This window comes from Streptomyces sp. NPDC028289 (assembly GCF_055565975.1).
In genome coordinates this window covers 699186-714359 of record NZ_JBVHTI010000008.1, presented here as the reverse complement: position 1 = coordinate 714359, position 15174 = coordinate 699186, and the positions used below count along the sequence as shown (strand labels likewise).

Below are 15174 nucleotides of genomic sequence, written 5' to 3'. Positions count from 1 at the left end.
CGCACACCTGATGTGGGATCGGCTCCCTCCCCCCTGGGGGTCAGCCGGTCCGCACCGGAATGGTCCTGGTTCCCGTCTTCTCCTCCGGGACCGGGACCGTGACGGTCAGCACGCCGTCCTTGTACTCCGCGGCCGCCTCGTCGCCCTTCGCTCCGGCGGGCAGCCGGACGGACCGGGCGAAGGTGCCGTAGCGGAACTCGGTACGGTGCTTCTCCTTGGTCTCCTCGGTGCGCTCGGCCCGCAGGGTGAGCACACCCTCCGTGACGGTGATCTCCACGTCGGCGGGTACGACGCCCGGAAGCTCGGCCCGCAGCACATAGGTCCCGTCCTTCAGCTCCTCCTCCACGCGGATGCCGTGCAGACCCGCGACCCCGTGCGGACCGGGGAAGCCGGACTCGGCCCAGCCGAACAGGTCCTCGGGCAGCACCGGCCAGCCGCGCAGCCGCTCGATCATGCCGCTCATGTGCTTCCTCCTCTCGGATTGTCATCTCCAGCCTGGCGCAAGGGCGTTGGAACAGCCGTGGGCCGACCGGCCCTGTCCTGGCTCCGGTCGGCCCTCTCCTGAGGTCATCCCTTGCCCCCGCTGAAGTTCCGCCACTGGGGTCCGATCTGCCGCCATTCCGCGTCCCATTCGGCAAGGCGGCGCCGCATCAGCCGGCCGCGGAGGGCCCATCCGGCGCCCCACACCGCGGTGGCGGCGAGCGGTGCCACGAGGGCGGCGGCCGCGACGGCGTCGAGGGTCGCCTCGCTCCGGCTCGTCGGCGCAGCGGCCACCCGCTCACCGCGATCCACCCAGACCTGGAGCCGGCTGCCGACGGTGGCCGTGGGGACGGCCTTCGCCAAGCCGGAGTGTGCGGAGCCGTCCGAGGCCGTCCAGCGCACCGTGACCCATACCTTCCCCGCGTCGTAACCGGCCACGACGGGCGTGCCGCTCTCCGCGTTCTCGGTCAGTTCGGCGGACACCACGTGGAGTGCGGCACGCCGCTCGGCGAACGTGTGGTCCACGGTCGCGCCGGCCCACCAGCCGGCGAGCAGCCCGCCGACGAGGGTCACGGTCCAGACAGCGAGCACCAGCCAGGCCTCGACCACGTCGCTGTGGCGCCGCAGCGGATTGCGCCGCCAGCGCCAGAACGGTCCGCCGACCACGCGTCCGGGAGTCGTGCCGGTCATGGTCCGCCGCCTCCTTCTCCTTCCGGGGCCCGGGACGTACGGCCTCGGCCGGGCGGGGTGTACCCGGCGTCGGGAAGATCGGGGTCGAGATCCGGGCGTCGGGGCGGACCTGCCAGCGCGCACTCCACGGCGACCACACCGTCGACGCCCCGTACCCACCCGGCGGCCACCGGGACCAGGGCGGTGTCCGGGACACGGCCGGTGAGGGTGACGACGCCGTCGCGTACCTTTGCGCGCACCCCTTCGGCCGAGTCGGGGAAGAGGTGCGGGAGGATCTCGCGCCGGATCTCCTCGGCGATGTCCTCGTCGTCCCGCATGAACACCTTCAGCAGGTCGGCACGGCTGACGACGCCCTGCAGCAGTCCGTCCGCGTCGACCACCGGAAGCCGCTTGACGCCGTGCCGGGCCATCCTGCGCGCGGCCTCGGGCAGCGGGGCCTCGGGGCGGACGGTGACGGCCGGCGTGGTCATCAGCGCGGCAGCGGTGGTCGATGCGGCCTCGGCGAGGTCGGGACCGGACCGGACCTGGCCGTAGCCGGCCGGGACGCCGGTGCGGGCCTCCTCCCGGCGCAGGAGATCGGCCTCCGAGACGACGCCGACGACACGTCCGCCGTCGTCCAGGACGGGCGCCGCGCTCACCTGCCACTGCTGCAGGGCCTTCACGATGTCCTTGAAGGCCGCGCCGTGGCGCAGCGCGAGGACGGTGTGGGTCATCACATCGCGCACGACGTGCGGAGTGCCGGTCATGGCGACCTCCAGGGTTCGGCAGCCGTGGTCCGACACCCCCAGGATGGGCCATCCGCCCTCGGAAGGCATGAGCCGAACGGCCCCCTCCCCGGTCCCGGCACTCCCGAGCCGGGACACGAGGACAGGTTCCGTCTGCTACGACTCCCCCACCGGCACCCGCCACACCAGCGTCGTACCCCCGCCCTCGGAACCCGGGGGGCACTTCCACTCCAGCCGGCCGCCGAGTTCCGCCGCCCGCTCAGCCATGTTCCGCAGCCCGCTGCGGCGGCCCTCGGGCGGGATCCCCACCCCGTTGTCCCTGATCGTCAGCGACAGCTCCTGCCCGTCGGTCGCCAGGACCACCTCCGCACGGTCGGCCCGGGCGTGGCGGGCGATGTTGGTCAGGGCCTCGGACAGGACGGCGACCGCGTGGTCGGCGATCTCCTTGGGCACGTCCGTGTCGATCAGCCCCTCCATCCGCACGCTCGGCGCGAACCCGAGCGCCGCAGCCGCCTCCCCGGCCACCCGCACCGCACGGGCCCGCAGCCCGGTACCGGCGCCGCCCTCCCGGGTGCGCAGCCCGAAGATCGTCGACCTGATGATCTTGATGGTCTCGTCCAGGTCGTCCACCGCCCGCAGCACCCGCTCCGAGGCCTCCGAGTGCTCGATGAAACGCCCCGCGCTCTGCAGGGTCATCCCGGTGGCGAACAGCCGCTGGATCGCCAGGTCGTGCAGATCCCGGGCGATCCGGTCACGGTCCTTGAGCACCGCGATCTCCTCCGCGTCCCGCCGCCGCTCCGCCAGCTCCATCGCGAGAGCCGCCTGCGCGGCGAAGGCCTGAAGGGGTTCCGTCTCCTTCGCGGTGAACAACGGCCCGCCCGCCTCACGCGCCAGCAGCACCACCCCCCGCACTCCGGCTTCGCTCGTGCCGATGGGGCTGGCCACCGCGGGCCCCAGCCCTATGAAGCGCGGTGGCTCGGGCGAGACCCGCTCGTCGTGGACCACGTCCTCGCTGGTCACCAGGGCGCCCTGGGAGAACGCCAGCCCCATGAGCGTCTTGTCGAGCGGAAGCACCAGCCCCTGGTGCGCGTCCGCGTCCATACCGACGGCGATCTCCACGGTGAGGGAATCCGTGTTCTCCATCGGCGTCGCAACCGCCGCCAGCGCCGAGCCGGTGATCTCCCTGGCCTGCTCGGCGATCAGCCCGAGAGCCTCCGCGCTCGCACTGCCGGACATCAGACTGTTCGTGATCTCCGCGCTCGCCCGCAGCCACCGCTCACGCAGCCGCGACTCCTCGTACAGCCGGGCGTTGTCGATCGCCACCCCGGCCGCCACGGCCAGCGTCGACGTCACCGACACATCCTCTTCGTCGAACTGGCCGCCGCCCCGCTTCTCGGTCAGGTAGAGGTTCCCGAAGACCTGGTCACGCACCCGGATCGGGACACCCAGGAAGGTGTTCATCGGCGGGTGGTTGGGCGGGAAACCGTACGACGCCGGATGCTCGGAGAGCTTGGCCAGGCGCAGCGGCTCGGGATCACGGATCAGCTCACCGAGGATCCCGTGCCCCTCGGGCAAGGGGCCGATCCGGGCGATCTCCTCCTCGGTGACACCGACCGTGTGGAACGCCGACAGCCGCCTGCCGTCCGGCCCGATCACGCCCAGCGCCGCGTACTCGGCGTCGACCAGCACGGCCGCGGCCTCCACGATGCTGTGCAGGGCCTGCTCCAGGTCCAGTTCCCGGCCGACCGAGAGCACCGCCTCCAGCAGACTGTGCACCCGGTCCCGGGTCCCCCGCGCGGCGTCCAGCCGGGCCTGCAGCTCCTCCAGCAGCTCGTCCAGCCTGAGCTGCGGCAACCGCCCCCGGGCCGCCTCATGGCTCTCCACCGCACTCCTCCCGACCCCGTCGACTCGTACACCGGCAGGTCCGGTCAAGTGCCACCGTAATGCGCGGCGACCCGCGTTGACACCCGGATCACGTCAAGTCGTAGGTACCGACGGCGGAGCCGCCCGGCCGTGCTGAGCGGACGGGCCGGACTGACCTCCGGGAGCAGCGCACCACCCGGAGTGCAGGAGCGGCACCGGTGTCCCACGGTGCCGCCGGTGCGGCCGGTGCGGCCGGTGACGAGGGTTCGGGAGACGGTCTCCAGGACGCAGGCGGGGCGAGGCAGCGCGTCCCGTGTGCATCCGTGGTCTCGTCCACCGTTCCACCCCGATCGGGGGTGGCTATTCCGGCGCCCGGCCCGGCCCGGATCCGACCGTGATACGGCGCCCGGTCACGGAGCGGGGCTCGATCCGCACCCACAGGTCGCGGTCGCCGCCCGCCCACGGAGTGCTGTGGGCCGACACGGTGAGCCGGCGCACCTCCTCCGCCTCGGTCACCCGGCTCGCCGGTCCGCGCACCAGCACGCTCCAGCCCTCGCCGAAGGCGTCGTCGATGCGGTCGACCTCGAAGGCCACCTGACGGCCCGGGGCCAGGGACGGTGTGGTTTCGTCCGCGGTCCTGAAGACGATCGCGCCGTCGACGACGCTGTAGTTGACCGGCAGGATGACCGGACCCGAGGCGGCGTCGACGCCGAGGCGCCCGACGCCGTGCGAGCCGAGCAAGGCCCTGCATTCGGTCGGGCTCAGCTCGGTGAACTCGGGACGGTATCCCGCCCGGCCGGGTCCGGGCGGGGTGTCCAGGTCTCCTCCCGTGAGGTGCGAGATGGTGGTGTGCAGGACGCCGGCGAGCCTGAGCAGGGCGCCCGTGCCCGGCGCGGCCTCGGGGTGTTCCTCCAGGTAGCGCAGGTAGCCGGCCGCGATGCCGGACCGTTCGGCCGTCTGCTCGCGGGTGAGGCCGAGTTCCTTGCGGCGGGCCGCCACGCGGCGCCCCAGGTCTCCCAGCGCTGGTCCTTCTGCCGTGTGCGGCCGTACCTGTTCGGCCATGACGGGTCACGTCCTCTCGTCGGTCAGGTCCCGCGGACGGCGACCTCGTGCTGCTCCCCGCCGAGCACGACCTTGAGCGCGCCGGTGTCGGCGGCGCCCGCGAAGACGTCGTACGCCTCGGCCATGTGGTCCAGCGGGAAGATATGGGTGACCAGTTGCGCGGTGGGCAGCCGGCCGGCGGCGGCCATCCGCAGCAGGGTGGGGGTGGAGTGGGTGTCCACCAGGCCTGTCGTGATGGTCACGTTCTTGATCCACAGGTCTTCGAGGTGCAGCGTGGCCGGCTTGCCGTGCACGCCGATGTTGGCGACGCGACCGCCCGGCCGGACCATGCGGGTGCACAACTCGAAGGTCTCCGGTACACCGACGGCTTCCATGACGACGTCGGCGCCGAGACCGTCGGTGAGGTCGGCGATCAACTGCTCCGGCGCTTCCCGGGCATCGGCGACGGCGTCCGCGCCGAGGCGCTTGGCCGCCTCCAGCCGGGCGGGGGCCAGGTCCACGGCGACGATCCGCTCGGGGGCGAACAGCCGTGCCGTGGTGATCGCCGCGAGGCCGATGGGGCCCGCACCGACCACGGCCACGGTGTCGCCGGGGCGCACCCGGCCGTTCAGCACGCCGACCTCGTAGGAGGTCGGGAAGATGTCCGCGAGGAGCACGGCGTCCTTGCTGTCGACCGTGCCGGGCAGCGCGTGGACGGACAGGTCCGCGAACGGGACGCGGACGTACTCGGCCTGGGTGCCGTCGACCAGGTGGCCGAGGATCCAGCCTCCGCCGCCGCGGCACTGGCCGTACATCCCTTCCCGGCAGTAGGAGCAGCGCCCGCAGGAGCTGATGCAGGAGACCAGCACGCGGTCTCCCGGCCGTACGGTCCGGACGTCACTGCCGACCTCGACGATCTCGCCGACGGCCTCGTGACCGAGGATCGTGCCGGGCTGCACCTCCGGGACGTCGCCCTTCAGGATGTGCAGGTCCGTCCCGCAGATGGTGACGGCGTCCACGCGCACGACGGCGTCGGTGGGCTCCTTGATGGCGGGATCGGGGACCTCTTCCCAGGCAGACTGCCCGGGACCGTGGAAGACGAAAGCCTTCATGGGGTCGCTCACCGTCCTTGGTCCGCTGCGGGGCAGGGAATCGGCGGACGCCGGCGGCGGGTGCCGGCCGGACGTCGGGACATCGCCGGTGCTGCCCCACGGATCCAGCCTGTCCTGTCCCGGACGGGTCCGCTTGGGCCGTCCGGCCCTCATCACCTGCCGGACGGGCCGCCCCTCCCGAAGGACCGGACACGGGCCGTCCGTGCCCTGCGGGCACGGGCCCGAGGGGCCGAACGGCCCTTCCGCGCCCCTCGGGCACCGAACGGTCACGCCGGGCGGCGGCTTCCAGCGGCTGCTGCGCCGCTGGACCTGGGCGACGCCTTCGAGCGGTATCCCGGCCTCCCCGAGGCTCTCGCCGGCAAGGACTCCCCTGGACCGGCCACGCCGCGGTCGCCCGAGGCTCTCCCGGCGCGGGCTGAACGGCCCATGCGTCCGGTCGAGTCGGCCCCGAGCAGCCCTACGGCGGTCCCCTCTCGGCCCATGTCGCGGCGCCGGGCCGGCTGACACCTTGATGAGTGTCAGCACGGCAAGGAGCCACCACGAGGAGGAGGTGCGGACCGATGCGCAGGACCCGGCGCGTGAAGAAGCTGCTGTGGCGGTGGCGGAGCAACCCGCTGCGACGCCGTGACGATGTCGTCGAGGCCTGGGTGGTCCTGGCCGTATGGGCGCTCGTCGTGGTGGGAGGAACCGTCGCCGGACTGCTCGCCGCCCGGGCCGCGGACGACGTCTTCGCGCGGCAGCGCGAGGAACGGGAACCCGTGCGGGCCGTGCTTCTCGTCGATGTCCCGAAGACCACGTCCGGGCTCGGCACCGAGAGCGAACGCACGCCGGGCACCGTGACCTGGACCGCGCCCGACGGCTCCGCGCGCAGGGGCCGGACTCTCGTGGACACCGGTACCGAGGCCGGTTCCCGCGTCGTGGTCTGGCAGGACCGCCAGGGCCGTCTGACCACCAGGCCACCGAGCGCCCGCGCGGCCGCCGTGGAGGCGGGGGTCCTGGGGACCGCGGCCGGCTGCGCACTGGCCGGAGTGGTCATCGGGGCCGGAGCGGTGGCCCGGTGGCGGCTGGAGCAGCGGCGGCTCGGCCTGTGGGACCGCGAGTGGACCACCGTCGGACCTCGCTGGGGTCACAAGACCGGCTGACGAGGATGTCCGGCTGCTGTCCGGAAGAGGCCGCCCGGGCCCTGCTGCGGCGCGCCACGTGCGCCGTGGCCGTCGTGCCGTCGTGAGCACTCCCGGAGCCGACCCACCGGTAGTCCGGGAGCGTGAACACGTTCACGCTGGTAGCAGGACCCGTGAGGGCTCCTTCGAGCCCTGGCCCCCGCAGCTGTGAGGAGAACGCCATGACCGGCAGCCCGCACCAGGTAGGCGACGTGATGACGCGTGCCGTCGTCGCGGTGGGCCGCGAGGCCCTGTTCAAGGACATCGTGGGGCGGATGGACGAAGGGAGGATCAGCGCCCTGCCCGTACTGGAGGGCGACGGGCGGGTGGTCGGGGTCGTCTCCGAGGCCGATCTGCTGCCCAAGGAGGAATTCCGGGACAGCGATCCGGACCGGTTCACGCAGCTGCGCCGGCTCTCCGACCTGGCCAAGGCCGGGGCGGTGCGCGCGGAGGAGCTGATGAGCACCCCGGCCGTCACCGTCCATGCCGACGCCACGTTGCCGGAAGCCGCCCGGATCATGGCGATACGGCACGTGAAACGGCTGCCCGTCGTGAACGCCGAGGGCGTGCTGGAAGGGGTGGTCAGCCGCGGGGACCTGCTCAAGGTGTTTCTCCGCTCCGACAACGACCTCGCCGACGAGATACGGCGTGAGGTCGTCGACCCGCTCTTCCCGGCACCGGTCGAGCCGGTGCACATCGTGGTCACCGAGGGCGTCGTCACCCTGACCGGACGGGTCACCGACGGCACCCGGATCCCGCTCGCGGTGCGCCTGGTCCGAGGGGTCGAGGGCGTGGTGGGCGTGGACTGCCGGCTCACCGCGGCGGACGCCTGACGGGGAGCCGTGACGCACCGTTCACGTGTTCCAGAGGCGACGCTTTTCCGGTCACTCGGGTCCGGGCTGCCGGATCAACCGTGGGCCACCACGGCGACGGGTGCACCTATGTGATGCAAGGCGGCATGGGTGACGTGACCGATGTGCGCGCCGAGTGCACCGGTACGGATGCGCCGGCCGACGACGGCCAGGGACGCGTCACGGGCCGCGTCGACGACGACCTGCGCGGCGCTGCCGCAGCGGCTCGCGTCCATGACGTCGAGGCCCGGGAACTTCTGCCGCCACGGGCGCAGCGCCTCGGCCAGAGCGGTGCGGTGGCTGCGTTCGAGGTCGTCCTGGAGCGCCGCGTCGTCGGGGAAGCGGTAGTGGGGCGTGACCGTCTCCGGCCAGGCGGACACCACCCGAAGTGATGTTTCCCGGCGGACCGCGGCGTCGAAGGCGAACTCCAGCAGCGCGTCGTCCGGGTGATCGACATCGAGGCCGAGCACCACCGGCCGGAACGGGGTGGCGGCGGACGGCACGCCCGCCGGATCCATCCTGTGCTCGTCCGCGGCCTGCTCGCCCTCACGCACCAGCACCACGGGCCGTTCCACGCGGGCCACGACGGCCAGGCTCACCGAGCCGACCACGAACCCGCCGATGCCGCCGAAACCCCGCGAGCCCAGCACGAGCAGCTCGGCGGAGGCCGCCGCCTCGCAGAGGGCTTCGGGCACAGCTCCCGTCAGCCGTTCGGTGAGCACCTCGAGACCGGGGTGCCGCAGCCGAAGGCCCTCCGCGGCCTCTCGCGGCACCGGCCGGGTCCAGTGCTGGCTGGTCTCGGGACCCACCAGCGGGGCCTGCGCCACGGGTACGGGGGGACGTTCTGCCACGTGCACGATCTTCAGTGGCAGGCCGCGCAGCCGGGCTTCGCGCGCCGCCCACTCGGCGGCGGCCCGGCTCTCGGGCGACCCGTCGAGACCTACGGTGACGGTTCGGAACATGATCTCCACCTCCGGGGAGCGCTCCCTTCCAGCGTGACGGCACGTTCCCGGGGCGGTAAGGGCCATCCGTCCCCCTGCGGGACCGACCGGCCCACGCGTGCGCAGGCGGCCCGGAGGGCAGCCGCGCCTGCCGCCGAGAAGAGCCGGTGCACGCCACCCTGGCCGAGGCCGCGCGCATCATGGCCCGGAAGAAGGTCGAGCGACTGCCCGTGGTGGACGAGCACGGTCTGCTATCAGGTGTGGTCGGAGATACGGCGGGACATCGTCCCGCTCCTCTTCCCGCCGCGGGGCTCGGACGTCGGCGCGGGCACCTCACGGACCGCCCGGGGGATCATCGGCCCCGGCACAGGGACCAATGGCCCCTGGTACGTCGGCCGCACCGCCACCTGCAATGGAAAGGAAATCGGCGGCGGCACTCCCCGGCGCCGCCGCAGGGAGGAGGCGAGGGCGATGTCCGCTCCCGCGTCAGCGAAGAAGACCGACCGGGCCAGGACGGACACCCGGCCCGAGGCGACCGGCGCCTCGATGCACGCCCACGTCGGCGACGAGATCGTCGTCCGCGGCAGCAGGGCCGGAGTCGTCGCACGGGACGGCGAGGTCGTCGGGCTCCACCATCTCGACGGCGGCCCGCCCTACGACGTGCGATGGGCCGACAGCGGACGGGTGACCGTGTACTTCCCGGGGGCCCGACTCCTGCGTCAGGCATCTGGCGTCCGCGGCCCCCGCACCCGGCGGGCCGGAGAGCGGAGGCCGTCATGACCCGGCCCGGTGATCTCCGACCGATCGTGGTGGGCGTCGATCCGGACCCGGCTCACCGGATGGCTCTGGCCTGGGCGGCGGACGAGGCCGCCCGGCGCCGGTTGCCGCTGCGCCCGGTCCTCGCCGAGGGCGTGCCGACCCGCGGCTACGGGAGGGGCCGGACACCGCCCTCCTGGGAGGAGTGGAACGAGGCGCTGCACAAGGCGGGCCGGCAGGCGCTGGAGGACGCCGCGGGGTTCGTCGCGGAGCACCATCCGGGGCTCCCGGTGGACCCGCTGCTCGCGGAGGGCGATCCGGCGTGGGTGCTGCGGGAGCAGAGCCGTGACGCCACGGCCGTGGTGCTGGGCTCGCGGCATCTGAGCCGCGCCCAGGAGGTGTTCGGCTCAGCCTCGGTCGCCGTGCCCCTCATGGCTCACGCCCGCTGCCCGGTGGTCGTCGTACCCGAACCGGAACACGTCACCCAGGACCCGGCGCACTACGTCGTCGGCGTCGACGGCAGCCCGCACTCGGAGGCCGCGGTGGACCTGGCCTTCGAGGAGGCCGCGCTGCGCGGCGCCGGAGTGCGGGCTCTCTCCGTCTGGGAGCCGGGCCCGCTGAGGATCTTCGACGAGTACGAACCGCAGCAGGAGGCCCGGCGGTTGCTCTCCGAGATCGTGGCCGGTCGCGGCGCCCGCTACCCGCAGGTGGACCTGCGCCACGAACTGGTCGCCGGACACCCCGTACAGGTGCTCACCGAGGCCTCGGCCCACGCGCTGGGTCTGGTGGTGGGCACCCGGGGCCGGGGCGGTTTCACCGGCATGCTGCTCGGCTCGGTCAGCCAGGGGGTGCTGCACCACGCACGGTGCCCGGTCATCGCCGTGCCGTCCGGGCCCGGGTGATCCCCGCGGCCGATGGGAAGGGAAGGGAAGCCACCATGACCGCAGAACCCGTCGACGCGCACACCGTCGAAACGCTCGTGGCAGACGCCGCCGCCGCGCCCTCGCAGCACAACGCACAGCCGTGGAGGTTCCGTTACCTCCGCGACATCGGTGTCCTGCGTCTGTACGCCGACCTGGGGCGCACCCTGCCGCACACCGATCCGCAGCTGCGCGGTCTGCACCTGAGCTGCGGGGCCGCACTGCTCAACCTACGGGTGGCCGCCGCGGCGGCGGCGCTGGCACCGGTCGTCCGGCTGCTCCCGGATCCGGACTACCCGGACCTGCTCGCCGAGGTGCACCTGTGCGGCAGCAGTCCGCCGGACGCCGCGCTGGCGCTGTTGCGTCCTGTGGTCGGCCGCCGCCACTCCAGCCGCTTCCCCTTCCGTGACGAGGAGATCCCGGCGGCGATACGCGAGGGCCTGTGCGAGGCGGCCGACGCCGAAGGCGCGCAGTTGCTGTTCCCGGGCGGCTGGCATGTGCGGTCGGTGCTGGAGCTGGTGTGGGACGCCGAGGAGTGGGAGGCGCAGGACGCGGGAGTGCGCGGTGAGACCGCGCGGTGGGCGCATGCGGAACCTTCGGGGACCGAAGCGCCGTCCGACGGCATCCCCGCCGAGGCGTTCGGCCCGGTACGCCGTGGCGGCGACGCCCCCGTGCGCGACTTCGCCGCCGGACGCCCCATGCCGGACCGTCCCCGGGCGTCGTTCGAGAAGACGCCGAACATCGCCCTGCTCGGCACGGCCGATGACCGCCCCACGGACTGGCTGCGCGCCGGGCAGGCGCTGGAGCGGGTCCTGCTGCGGGCGACCGCGGACGGACTGGTCGCGTCCGTGACCTCCCAGCCGCTCGAATGGCCGGACCTCCGGTGGGCGGCCCGCGACCCTCTCTCCGCCATGGGCCACGTGCAGATGGTGCTCCGGCTCGGCTACGGCCCGGAAGGGCGGCAGAGCCCTCGACGGCCACTGGACGACGTGCTCGACATCGTGTGAATCCGGCAGCGCCCGACTCCCCCGCTCGAAGACCCCGCACCACGACCGGACGACCGACGAGGAGCATCCCCATGAAGGTGTCCGAGGCGATGACCGCGCCTCCCGTGCACGTGGACCCCGGTGTCTCCCTGAAGGAGGTGACCCGGTGGATGACCGAGCGCGGCGTGGGCTCCGTGCTCGTCGTGAAGGGCGGGGAGCTGTGCGGCATCGTGACCGACCGCGACCTCGCGCTGCGCGGCCTTGGCGGCGGCCTGGCGCCGGACTCGACCGTGGACGCGGTGATGTCGGCCGAGGTCGTCACCGTCGACGCCGACGACGATCTGCGGGCCGCGTACCGCACGTTCGGCCGCGCGGGCGTGCGCCGGCTGCCGGTCCTCGACCGGGGCCGACTGGTCGGGGTGCTGACGATCGACGACCTCTTCCTGGACGTCTTCCGGCGGCTGGCCGACCTGCTCGGACCCGTCGCGTGGAGCGTGCTCCAGGAACCGCCCGGACCGCCCTCGGCCGGCGGCGGTCCGCATGAAGCCTGAACCGGGTCGATCGGCAACGACCGCGCTGCGCGAGGACGACCCGCCCCACGCAGCCGTGCGTCCGGGAAGCGGACCGTCCTCGGCCGTGGAGCCGGGCCCGCCCGCCGTCTCTCTCCTCTCCCCCCGCAGGCGTCTCTCTCCCCCCGCCCCCGCAGGCCGTCCCCGAGGTCGGCACCGCCCTGAACGGCTCACGGTCGGTCACTGATCCGCGGGTGTGATGCGCCGGCCCGTGAGGCTCCTGGGCCGGATCGACACCCACATCGCACGCTCGTCGCCCGCCCACGGAGTGGTGTGGGCGCGTTCCACGAGTCCGCGGACCACCTCGGGCCGGGTCACGACGCTCGCGTGCCCGACGGCGAGCACGCTCCAGCCCTGGCTCAGCGCCTCGTCCACGTGGTCGACCTCGAAGGCGACGTCCTCGTCCACGGTCAGGGCGGTGACGGAGCCGGGCGCGGTCCTGAAGACGATGGCGCCCTCGATGACGTCGTAGTTGACGGGGACGACCGCGGGCAGGCCGTCCGGCGTGGACAACGTGACGCGTCCGACCCCGTGCGTGGAGAGCAGGGCCCGGCACTCCTCCGGGCCGAGGTCGAGCAGCCGGGGGTGGAGCAGGGCGTGCCCCTGCCCGGGCGGGAGGCCGACGCCGCCGCCGTACAGCGCGTCGACACTGGTACCCAGGGCGTCGGCCAGTCTGACGATGGCCGCCGGGGTCGGGGCCGCGGGCTGCTCCTCCAGGTAGGCGAGGTATGCCGGTACCATCCGGGCGCGAGCGGCGGTCTCCTCCCGGCTGAGCCCCAGCCGCCGCCGTGCCGCGGCCACCCGCCGGCCGACGTCTCCGGGATTGGCCGCGCCGGTCGGCGGCAGAGACCCGGGCCCGGTCTTCACCTCACCCGACGCGGGCCGGCCGTGGTCAAGGTGGTGGACGTGTGCGTCGGGCCCGGGAAAGACGAGGGTGATCTCGCCCGAATCCGACCAGCGCACGTCGTAGGGAGGTGTGCCGTCCTCGTGGTGGAGACCGACGATCTCCCCGTCGCGTCGGGTGGCACCGGTCGCCGGGCTTTCGACGACGAGTTGGTCACCGAGATGAGCGCGCATGATCGCCGCCCCTCTCCTCAGAGTCGTCCGACAGGCGTTGCTTCAGGCGGGCCGTCCGGTCGTCGCACGGCTGCCCGGCTGGTCCACCCCCACACCCTCGATGTCCCGTTCCGCGATGCGCAGCAGCTGCTGGGACAGGTCGTTCATGGCCCTGCCCGCCGCCAGTTCGTCGCCGATCTCCGGCACGTTGCTGTCCGTCGGGCGGCAGTGCGCGGTCCCGTGGGCGGTGAGTGACGTGGTTCCGGTCTCCAGCACCACGCGCGCCTTGGTCGTTCCGTCGTCTTCCTCGAAGAGGTGGAGGTTCACCTTCCACTGTGCCGTGTGCATCGCTTTCCTCCTCAGATCCGCGAGGACGGAGTCCGCTTTGTCCATCGTGTTCGTCCACCATCCATCGGCTTCGGACTCCCCGCACTGGGCCGAACGTCCCTGCCGTACCGCCGTCCGGCCCCCGGAGAAGGCGACCCGGCGCTCCTCGCCTGCGACGGCCACGCCGGTGATCGCTGGAAGGCCGCGTGGATCTCCTGCCCGGTCGCCTCGTGCGAGACGAGCAGCAGCTCGGTGGAGCCCGCCGACAGCGTGTCCAGGCCGCCGCCGTCGAGCGCGTCCAGCTGTGCGCCCGCGGCGACGGAGGGGGCCGGGCTCCGCACGGGCCGACCCGGCGGGGCCACGGGGAGGCTCCCGACGGCCCATGCCGGTCGTGCCGGGGCGGGCCTCGCCACAGCGAACCGGTGAGACCCGCCCGGCGCACACGGTCACTTCTTCAGCTCCGCGGCGATCCCGGACGCCCACGCCTGCACGGCGTCGAAGTCCCGGAAGTCCCCGCCCTTCCCGGAGCGCACGATCCTCCGGGCCAGCCACCCCTCCGCGTCCTCGTCGAGGCAGCCCCCGAAGGTGACGTGCCCCCGGGCGTGCAGGTCCTGCACGGCGCGCCGCACCGCGCGTACGGGCGGGATGTCCCGCTCGGCGGCGGAGTCGTCGAGCGGGCCGCTGCTGAAGAACCACACGGGCCGCTCGGCAAGGTCCTTGCCGTGGCGGCGGACGAAGGTCCGGGCATCCTTGTGCCAGCGCCCCGCGTACAGGCCGCCGCCGACCACGACCGCGTCGTACCGCGTCACGAAGGGCACGGACGCGGCTCGCATCGTCTCGACGGTCAGCCCGTTCTCGCGCAGGGTGTCGGCGATCGCTTCGGCGATGTGCGCCGTGGATCCGTTCCTGCTGCCGTAGGTGACTAACACCGTGCCGGTCATGGGATGGTCCCCCTCTCAGAGTCCGCGCAGCCAGTCGTCGGCCGCGCCGTGCAGTGCCTGCTCCTCGCGGACACGGGAGTCGTCCAGGCGGTAGGTCAGTCTGTCGATCACGTCGACCACGCCGTCGATCTGGCGGGTCATGGAGACGGCGATCTCGGTCTCGGCCCTGCGCTCCATGTGGCCGGTGAGCGTGACGACGCCCTCGGCCACGGCCACCTGCACACTGTGCGGCGGCAGCCACAGGGCGTGGATGAGGACTTCGTCGATGACCTCGCCCCGGATCTTGTCGTCGGGGCGCAGGAACACCTGGAGCAGGTCGCGCCGGGTGACGATGCCGACCAGCCGGTCCTCCTCGTCCAGGACGGGGAGCCGCTCCACTCGGCGTTCGGCCATGGTGCGGGCCGCCTCGACGATGGTGTTCTCGGCGTGCACCGTCACCGGCGGGTCCGACATCAGGTCTCCGGCCGTGCGGGCCCGCGCCTTGGCCGCCTGTTTCCTGCCGCCGCGCGTCAGCTGGCCCAGCGGTGCGCGGTACTTCTCCCCGTAGGGACCCGGCGCGGTGGCCTGGCGGGCCATGAGGTCCGTCTCGGAGATGACCCCGATGACCTTGTCGTCGTCGTCGACCACCGGGAGCCCGCTGATCCGGTGGTCGGCCAGGAGCCGCGCGACCTCTTTGAACGGCGTGCTGTAGGCGGCGTGGACGACATCCGTGGTCATCACGGAGCCCACCTTGTTGTGCCTCATCTCTGTTCCCTC

At 73.2% G+C, this 15174-nt stretch carries 17 protein-coding genes; 6 read left to right on the top strand and 11 right to left on the bottom strand.

The window, feature by feature from the left end:
• Positions 1 to 40: 40 nt before the first annotated feature.
• The 6 genes from ACZ4UV_RS39770 to ACZ4UV_RS39745 form a co-directional block, all read right to left on the bottom strand.
• Positions 41 to 463, bottom strand: coding sequence for an Hsp20/alpha crystallin family protein (locus ACZ4UV_RS39770; protein ID WP_467844742.1), 423 nt, complete (start codon positions 461 to 463; stop codon positions 41 to 43).
• A gap of 104 nt (positions 464 to 567) precedes the next feature.
• Entirely contained in the window at positions 568 to 1170 is a 603-nt protein-coding gene (locus ACZ4UV_RS39765; RefSeq protein ID WP_451017044.1) for an Rv1733c family protein, read from the bottom strand.
• Positions 1167 to 1916: a CBS domain-containing protein gene (locus ACZ4UV_RS39760; protein ID WP_451017043.1), complete on the bottom strand. Its 750-nt coding sequence runs from the start codon at positions 1914 to 1916 to the stop codon at positions 1167 to 1169. The genes ACZ4UV_RS39765 and ACZ4UV_RS39760 overlap by 4 nt, the downstream gene beginning before the upstream one ends.
• 135 nt (positions 1917 to 2051) lie before the next feature.
• The gene (locus ACZ4UV_RS39755; protein ID WP_451017042.1) at positions 2052 to 3779 is read right to left on the bottom strand and encodes a GAF domain-containing sensor histidine kinase; all 1728 of its coding nucleotides are present in this window, start codon (positions 3777 to 3779) and stop codon (positions 2052 to 2054) included.
• Between the two features lie 339 nt (positions 3780 to 4118).
• The gene (locus tag ACZ4UV_RS39750; RefSeq protein ID WP_451017041.1) at positions 4119 to 4820 is read right to left on the bottom strand and encodes a helix-turn-helix domain-containing protein; all 702 of its coding nucleotides are present in this window, start codon (positions 4818 to 4820) and stop codon (positions 4119 to 4121) included.
• A gap of 23 nt (positions 4821 to 4843) precedes the next feature.
• Positions 4844 to 5911, bottom strand: coding sequence for a zinc-dependent alcohol dehydrogenase family protein (locus ACZ4UV_RS39745; RefSeq protein ID WP_467844736.1), 1068 nt, complete (start codon positions 5909 to 5911; stop codon positions 4844 to 4846).
• Positions 5912 to 6471: 560 nt separating this feature from the next.
• Between ACZ4UV_RS39745 and ACZ4UV_RS39740 the strand changes: the two genes are divergently transcribed.
• Together ACZ4UV_RS39740 and ACZ4UV_RS39735 are read left to right on the top strand one after the other, a co-directional pair.
• A complete protein-coding gene (locus ACZ4UV_RS39740) occupies positions 6472 to 7053 on the top strand; it encodes an Rv1733c family protein (RefSeq protein ID WP_451017039.1) in 582 nt (193 codons plus the stop codon).
• A 200-nt stretch (positions 7054 to 7253) separates the two neighbouring features.
• Positions 7254 to 7904 carry a CBS domain-containing protein gene (locus ACZ4UV_RS39735; protein WP_467844732.1) on the top strand — a complete coding sequence of 217 codons (651 nt, stop codon included), beginning with the start codon at positions 7254 to 7256 and terminating at the stop codon, positions 7902 to 7904.
• Between the two features lie 74 nt (positions 7905 to 7978).
• Here the strand turns inward: ACZ4UV_RS39735 and ACZ4UV_RS39730 are convergent, their stop codons facing one another.
• On the bottom strand, positions 7979 to 8884 hold the full coding sequence (locus ACZ4UV_RS39730) for a universal stress protein (protein ID WP_451017038.1): 906 nt from the start codon (positions 8882 to 8884) through the stop codon (positions 7979 to 7981).
• A 237-nt stretch (positions 8885 to 9121) separates the two neighbouring features.
• On the opposite strand from ACZ4UV_RS39730, the gene ACZ4UV_RS39725 reads away from it, so the two are divergent.
• The 4 genes from ACZ4UV_RS39725 to ACZ4UV_RS39710 all read left to right on the top strand — a co-directional run bounded on the left by ACZ4UV_RS39725 (position 9122) and on the right by ACZ4UV_RS39710 (position 12076).
• Positions 9122 to 9643 (top strand): DUF1918 domain-containing protein, encoded by a 522-nt coding sequence (locus ACZ4UV_RS39725; RefSeq protein ID WP_467844828.1) that lies wholly within the window; start codon positions 9122 to 9124, stop codon positions 9641 to 9643.
• Positions 9640 to 10521 carry a universal stress protein gene (locus ACZ4UV_RS39720; RefSeq protein WP_467844826.1) on the top strand — a complete coding sequence of 294 codons (882 nt, stop codon included), beginning with the start codon at positions 9640 to 9642 and terminating at the stop codon, positions 10519 to 10521. Before ACZ4UV_RS39725 ends, ACZ4UV_RS39720 begins: the two co-directional genes overlap by 4 nt.
• 35 nt (positions 10522 to 10556) lie before the next feature.
• Complete coding sequence (locus ACZ4UV_RS39715) at positions 10557 to 11546, top strand: Acg family FMN-binding oxidoreductase (RefSeq protein WP_451017037.1); 990 nt, start codon at positions 10557 to 10559, stop codon at positions 11544 to 11546.
• Between the two features lie 71 nt (positions 11547 to 11617).
• Complete coding sequence (locus ACZ4UV_RS39710) at positions 11618 to 12076, top strand: CBS domain-containing protein (RefSeq protein ID WP_451017036.1); 459 nt, start codon at positions 11618 to 11620, stop codon at positions 12074 to 12076.
• A 198-nt stretch (positions 12077 to 12274) separates the two neighbouring features.
• Here ACZ4UV_RS39710 and ACZ4UV_RS39705 read toward each other — a convergent pair whose 3' ends face one another.
• The 4 genes from ACZ4UV_RS39705 to ACZ4UV_RS39690 form a co-directional block, all read right to left on the bottom strand.
• Positions 12275 to 13171 carry a DUF1918 domain-containing protein gene (locus tag ACZ4UV_RS39705; RefSeq protein ID WP_451017035.1) on the bottom strand — a complete coding sequence of 299 codons (897 nt, stop codon included), beginning with the start codon at positions 13169 to 13171 and terminating at the stop codon, positions 12275 to 12277.
• A gap of 42 nt (positions 13172 to 13213) precedes the next feature.
• Positions 13214 to 13498: a DUF1876 domain-containing protein gene (locus ACZ4UV_RS39700; RefSeq protein ID WP_390041789.1), complete on the bottom strand. Its 285-nt coding sequence runs from the start codon at positions 13496 to 13498 to the stop codon at positions 13214 to 13216.
• Between the two features lie 425 nt (positions 13499 to 13923).
• On the bottom strand, positions 13924 to 14418 hold the full coding sequence (locus ACZ4UV_RS39695; RefSeq protein WP_390041655.1) for a flavodoxin domain-containing protein: 495 nt from the start codon (positions 14416 to 14418) through the stop codon (positions 13924 to 13926).
• Positions 14419 to 14433: 15 nt separating this feature from the next.
• The gene (locus ACZ4UV_RS39690) at positions 14434 to 15162 is read right to left on the bottom strand and encodes a CBS domain-containing protein (protein ID WP_467844725.1); all 729 of its coding nucleotides are present in this window, start codon (positions 15160 to 15162) and stop codon (positions 14434 to 14436) included.
• Positions 15163 to 15174 lie beyond the last annotated feature (12 nt).

Coding starts and splice junctions, on each gene's coding strand:
- ACZ4UV_RS39735 (WP_467844732.1), top strand. CDS start 7,254: ATGACCGGCAGCCCGCACCAGGTAGGCGACGTGATGACGCGTGCCGTC.
- ACZ4UV_RS39750 (WP_451017041.1), bottom strand. CDS start 4,820: ATGGCCGAACAGGTACGGCCGCACACGGCAGAAGGACCAGCGCTGGGA.
- ACZ4UV_RS39745 (WP_467844736.1), bottom strand. CDS start 5,911: ATGAAGGCTTTCGTCTTCCACGGTCCCGGGCAGTCTGCCTGGGAAGAG.
- ACZ4UV_RS39690 (WP_467844725.1), bottom strand. CDS start 15,162: ATGAGGCACAACAAGGTGGGCTCCGTGATGACCACGGATGTCGTCCAC.
- ACZ4UV_RS39700 (WP_390041789.1), bottom strand. CDS start 13,498: ATGCACACGGCACAGTGGAAGGTGAACCTCCACCTCTTCGAGGAAGAC.
- ACZ4UV_RS39720 (WP_467844826.1), top strand. CDS start 9,640: ATGACCCGGCCCGGTGATCTCCGACCGATCGTGGTGGGCGTCGATCCG.
- ACZ4UV_RS39770 (WP_467844742.1), bottom strand. CDS start 463: ATGAGCGGCATGATCGAGCGGCTGCGCGGCTGGCCGGTGCTGCCCGAG.
- ACZ4UV_RS39765 (WP_451017044.1), bottom strand. CDS start 1,170: ATGACCGGCACGACTCCCGGACGCGTGGTCGGCGGACCGTTCTGGCGC.
- ACZ4UV_RS39730 (WP_451017038.1), bottom strand. CDS start 8,884: ATGTTCCGAACCGTCACCGTAGGTCTCGACGGGTCGCCCGAGAGCCGG.
- ACZ4UV_RS39710 (WP_451017036.1), top strand. CDS start 11,618: ATGAAGGTGTCCGAGGCGATGACCGCGCCTCCCGTGCACGTGGACCCC.
- ACZ4UV_RS39705 (WP_451017035.1), bottom strand. CDS start 13,171: ATGCGCGCTCATCTCGGTGACCAACTCGTCGTCGAAAGCCCGGCGACC.
- ACZ4UV_RS39740 (WP_451017039.1), top strand. CDS start 6,472: ATGCGCAGGACCCGGCGCGTGAAGAAGCTGCTGTGGCGGTGGCGGAGC.
- ACZ4UV_RS39760 (WP_451017043.1), bottom strand. CDS start 1,916: ATGACCGGCACTCCGCACGTCGTGCGCGATGTGATGACCCACACCGTC.
- ACZ4UV_RS39695 (WP_390041655.1), bottom strand. CDS start 14,418: ATGACCGGCACGGTGTTAGTCACCTACGGCAGCAGGAACGGATCCACG.
- ACZ4UV_RS39715 (WP_451017037.1), top strand. CDS start 10,557: ATGACCGCAGAACCCGTCGACGCGCACACCGTCGAAACGCTCGTGGCA.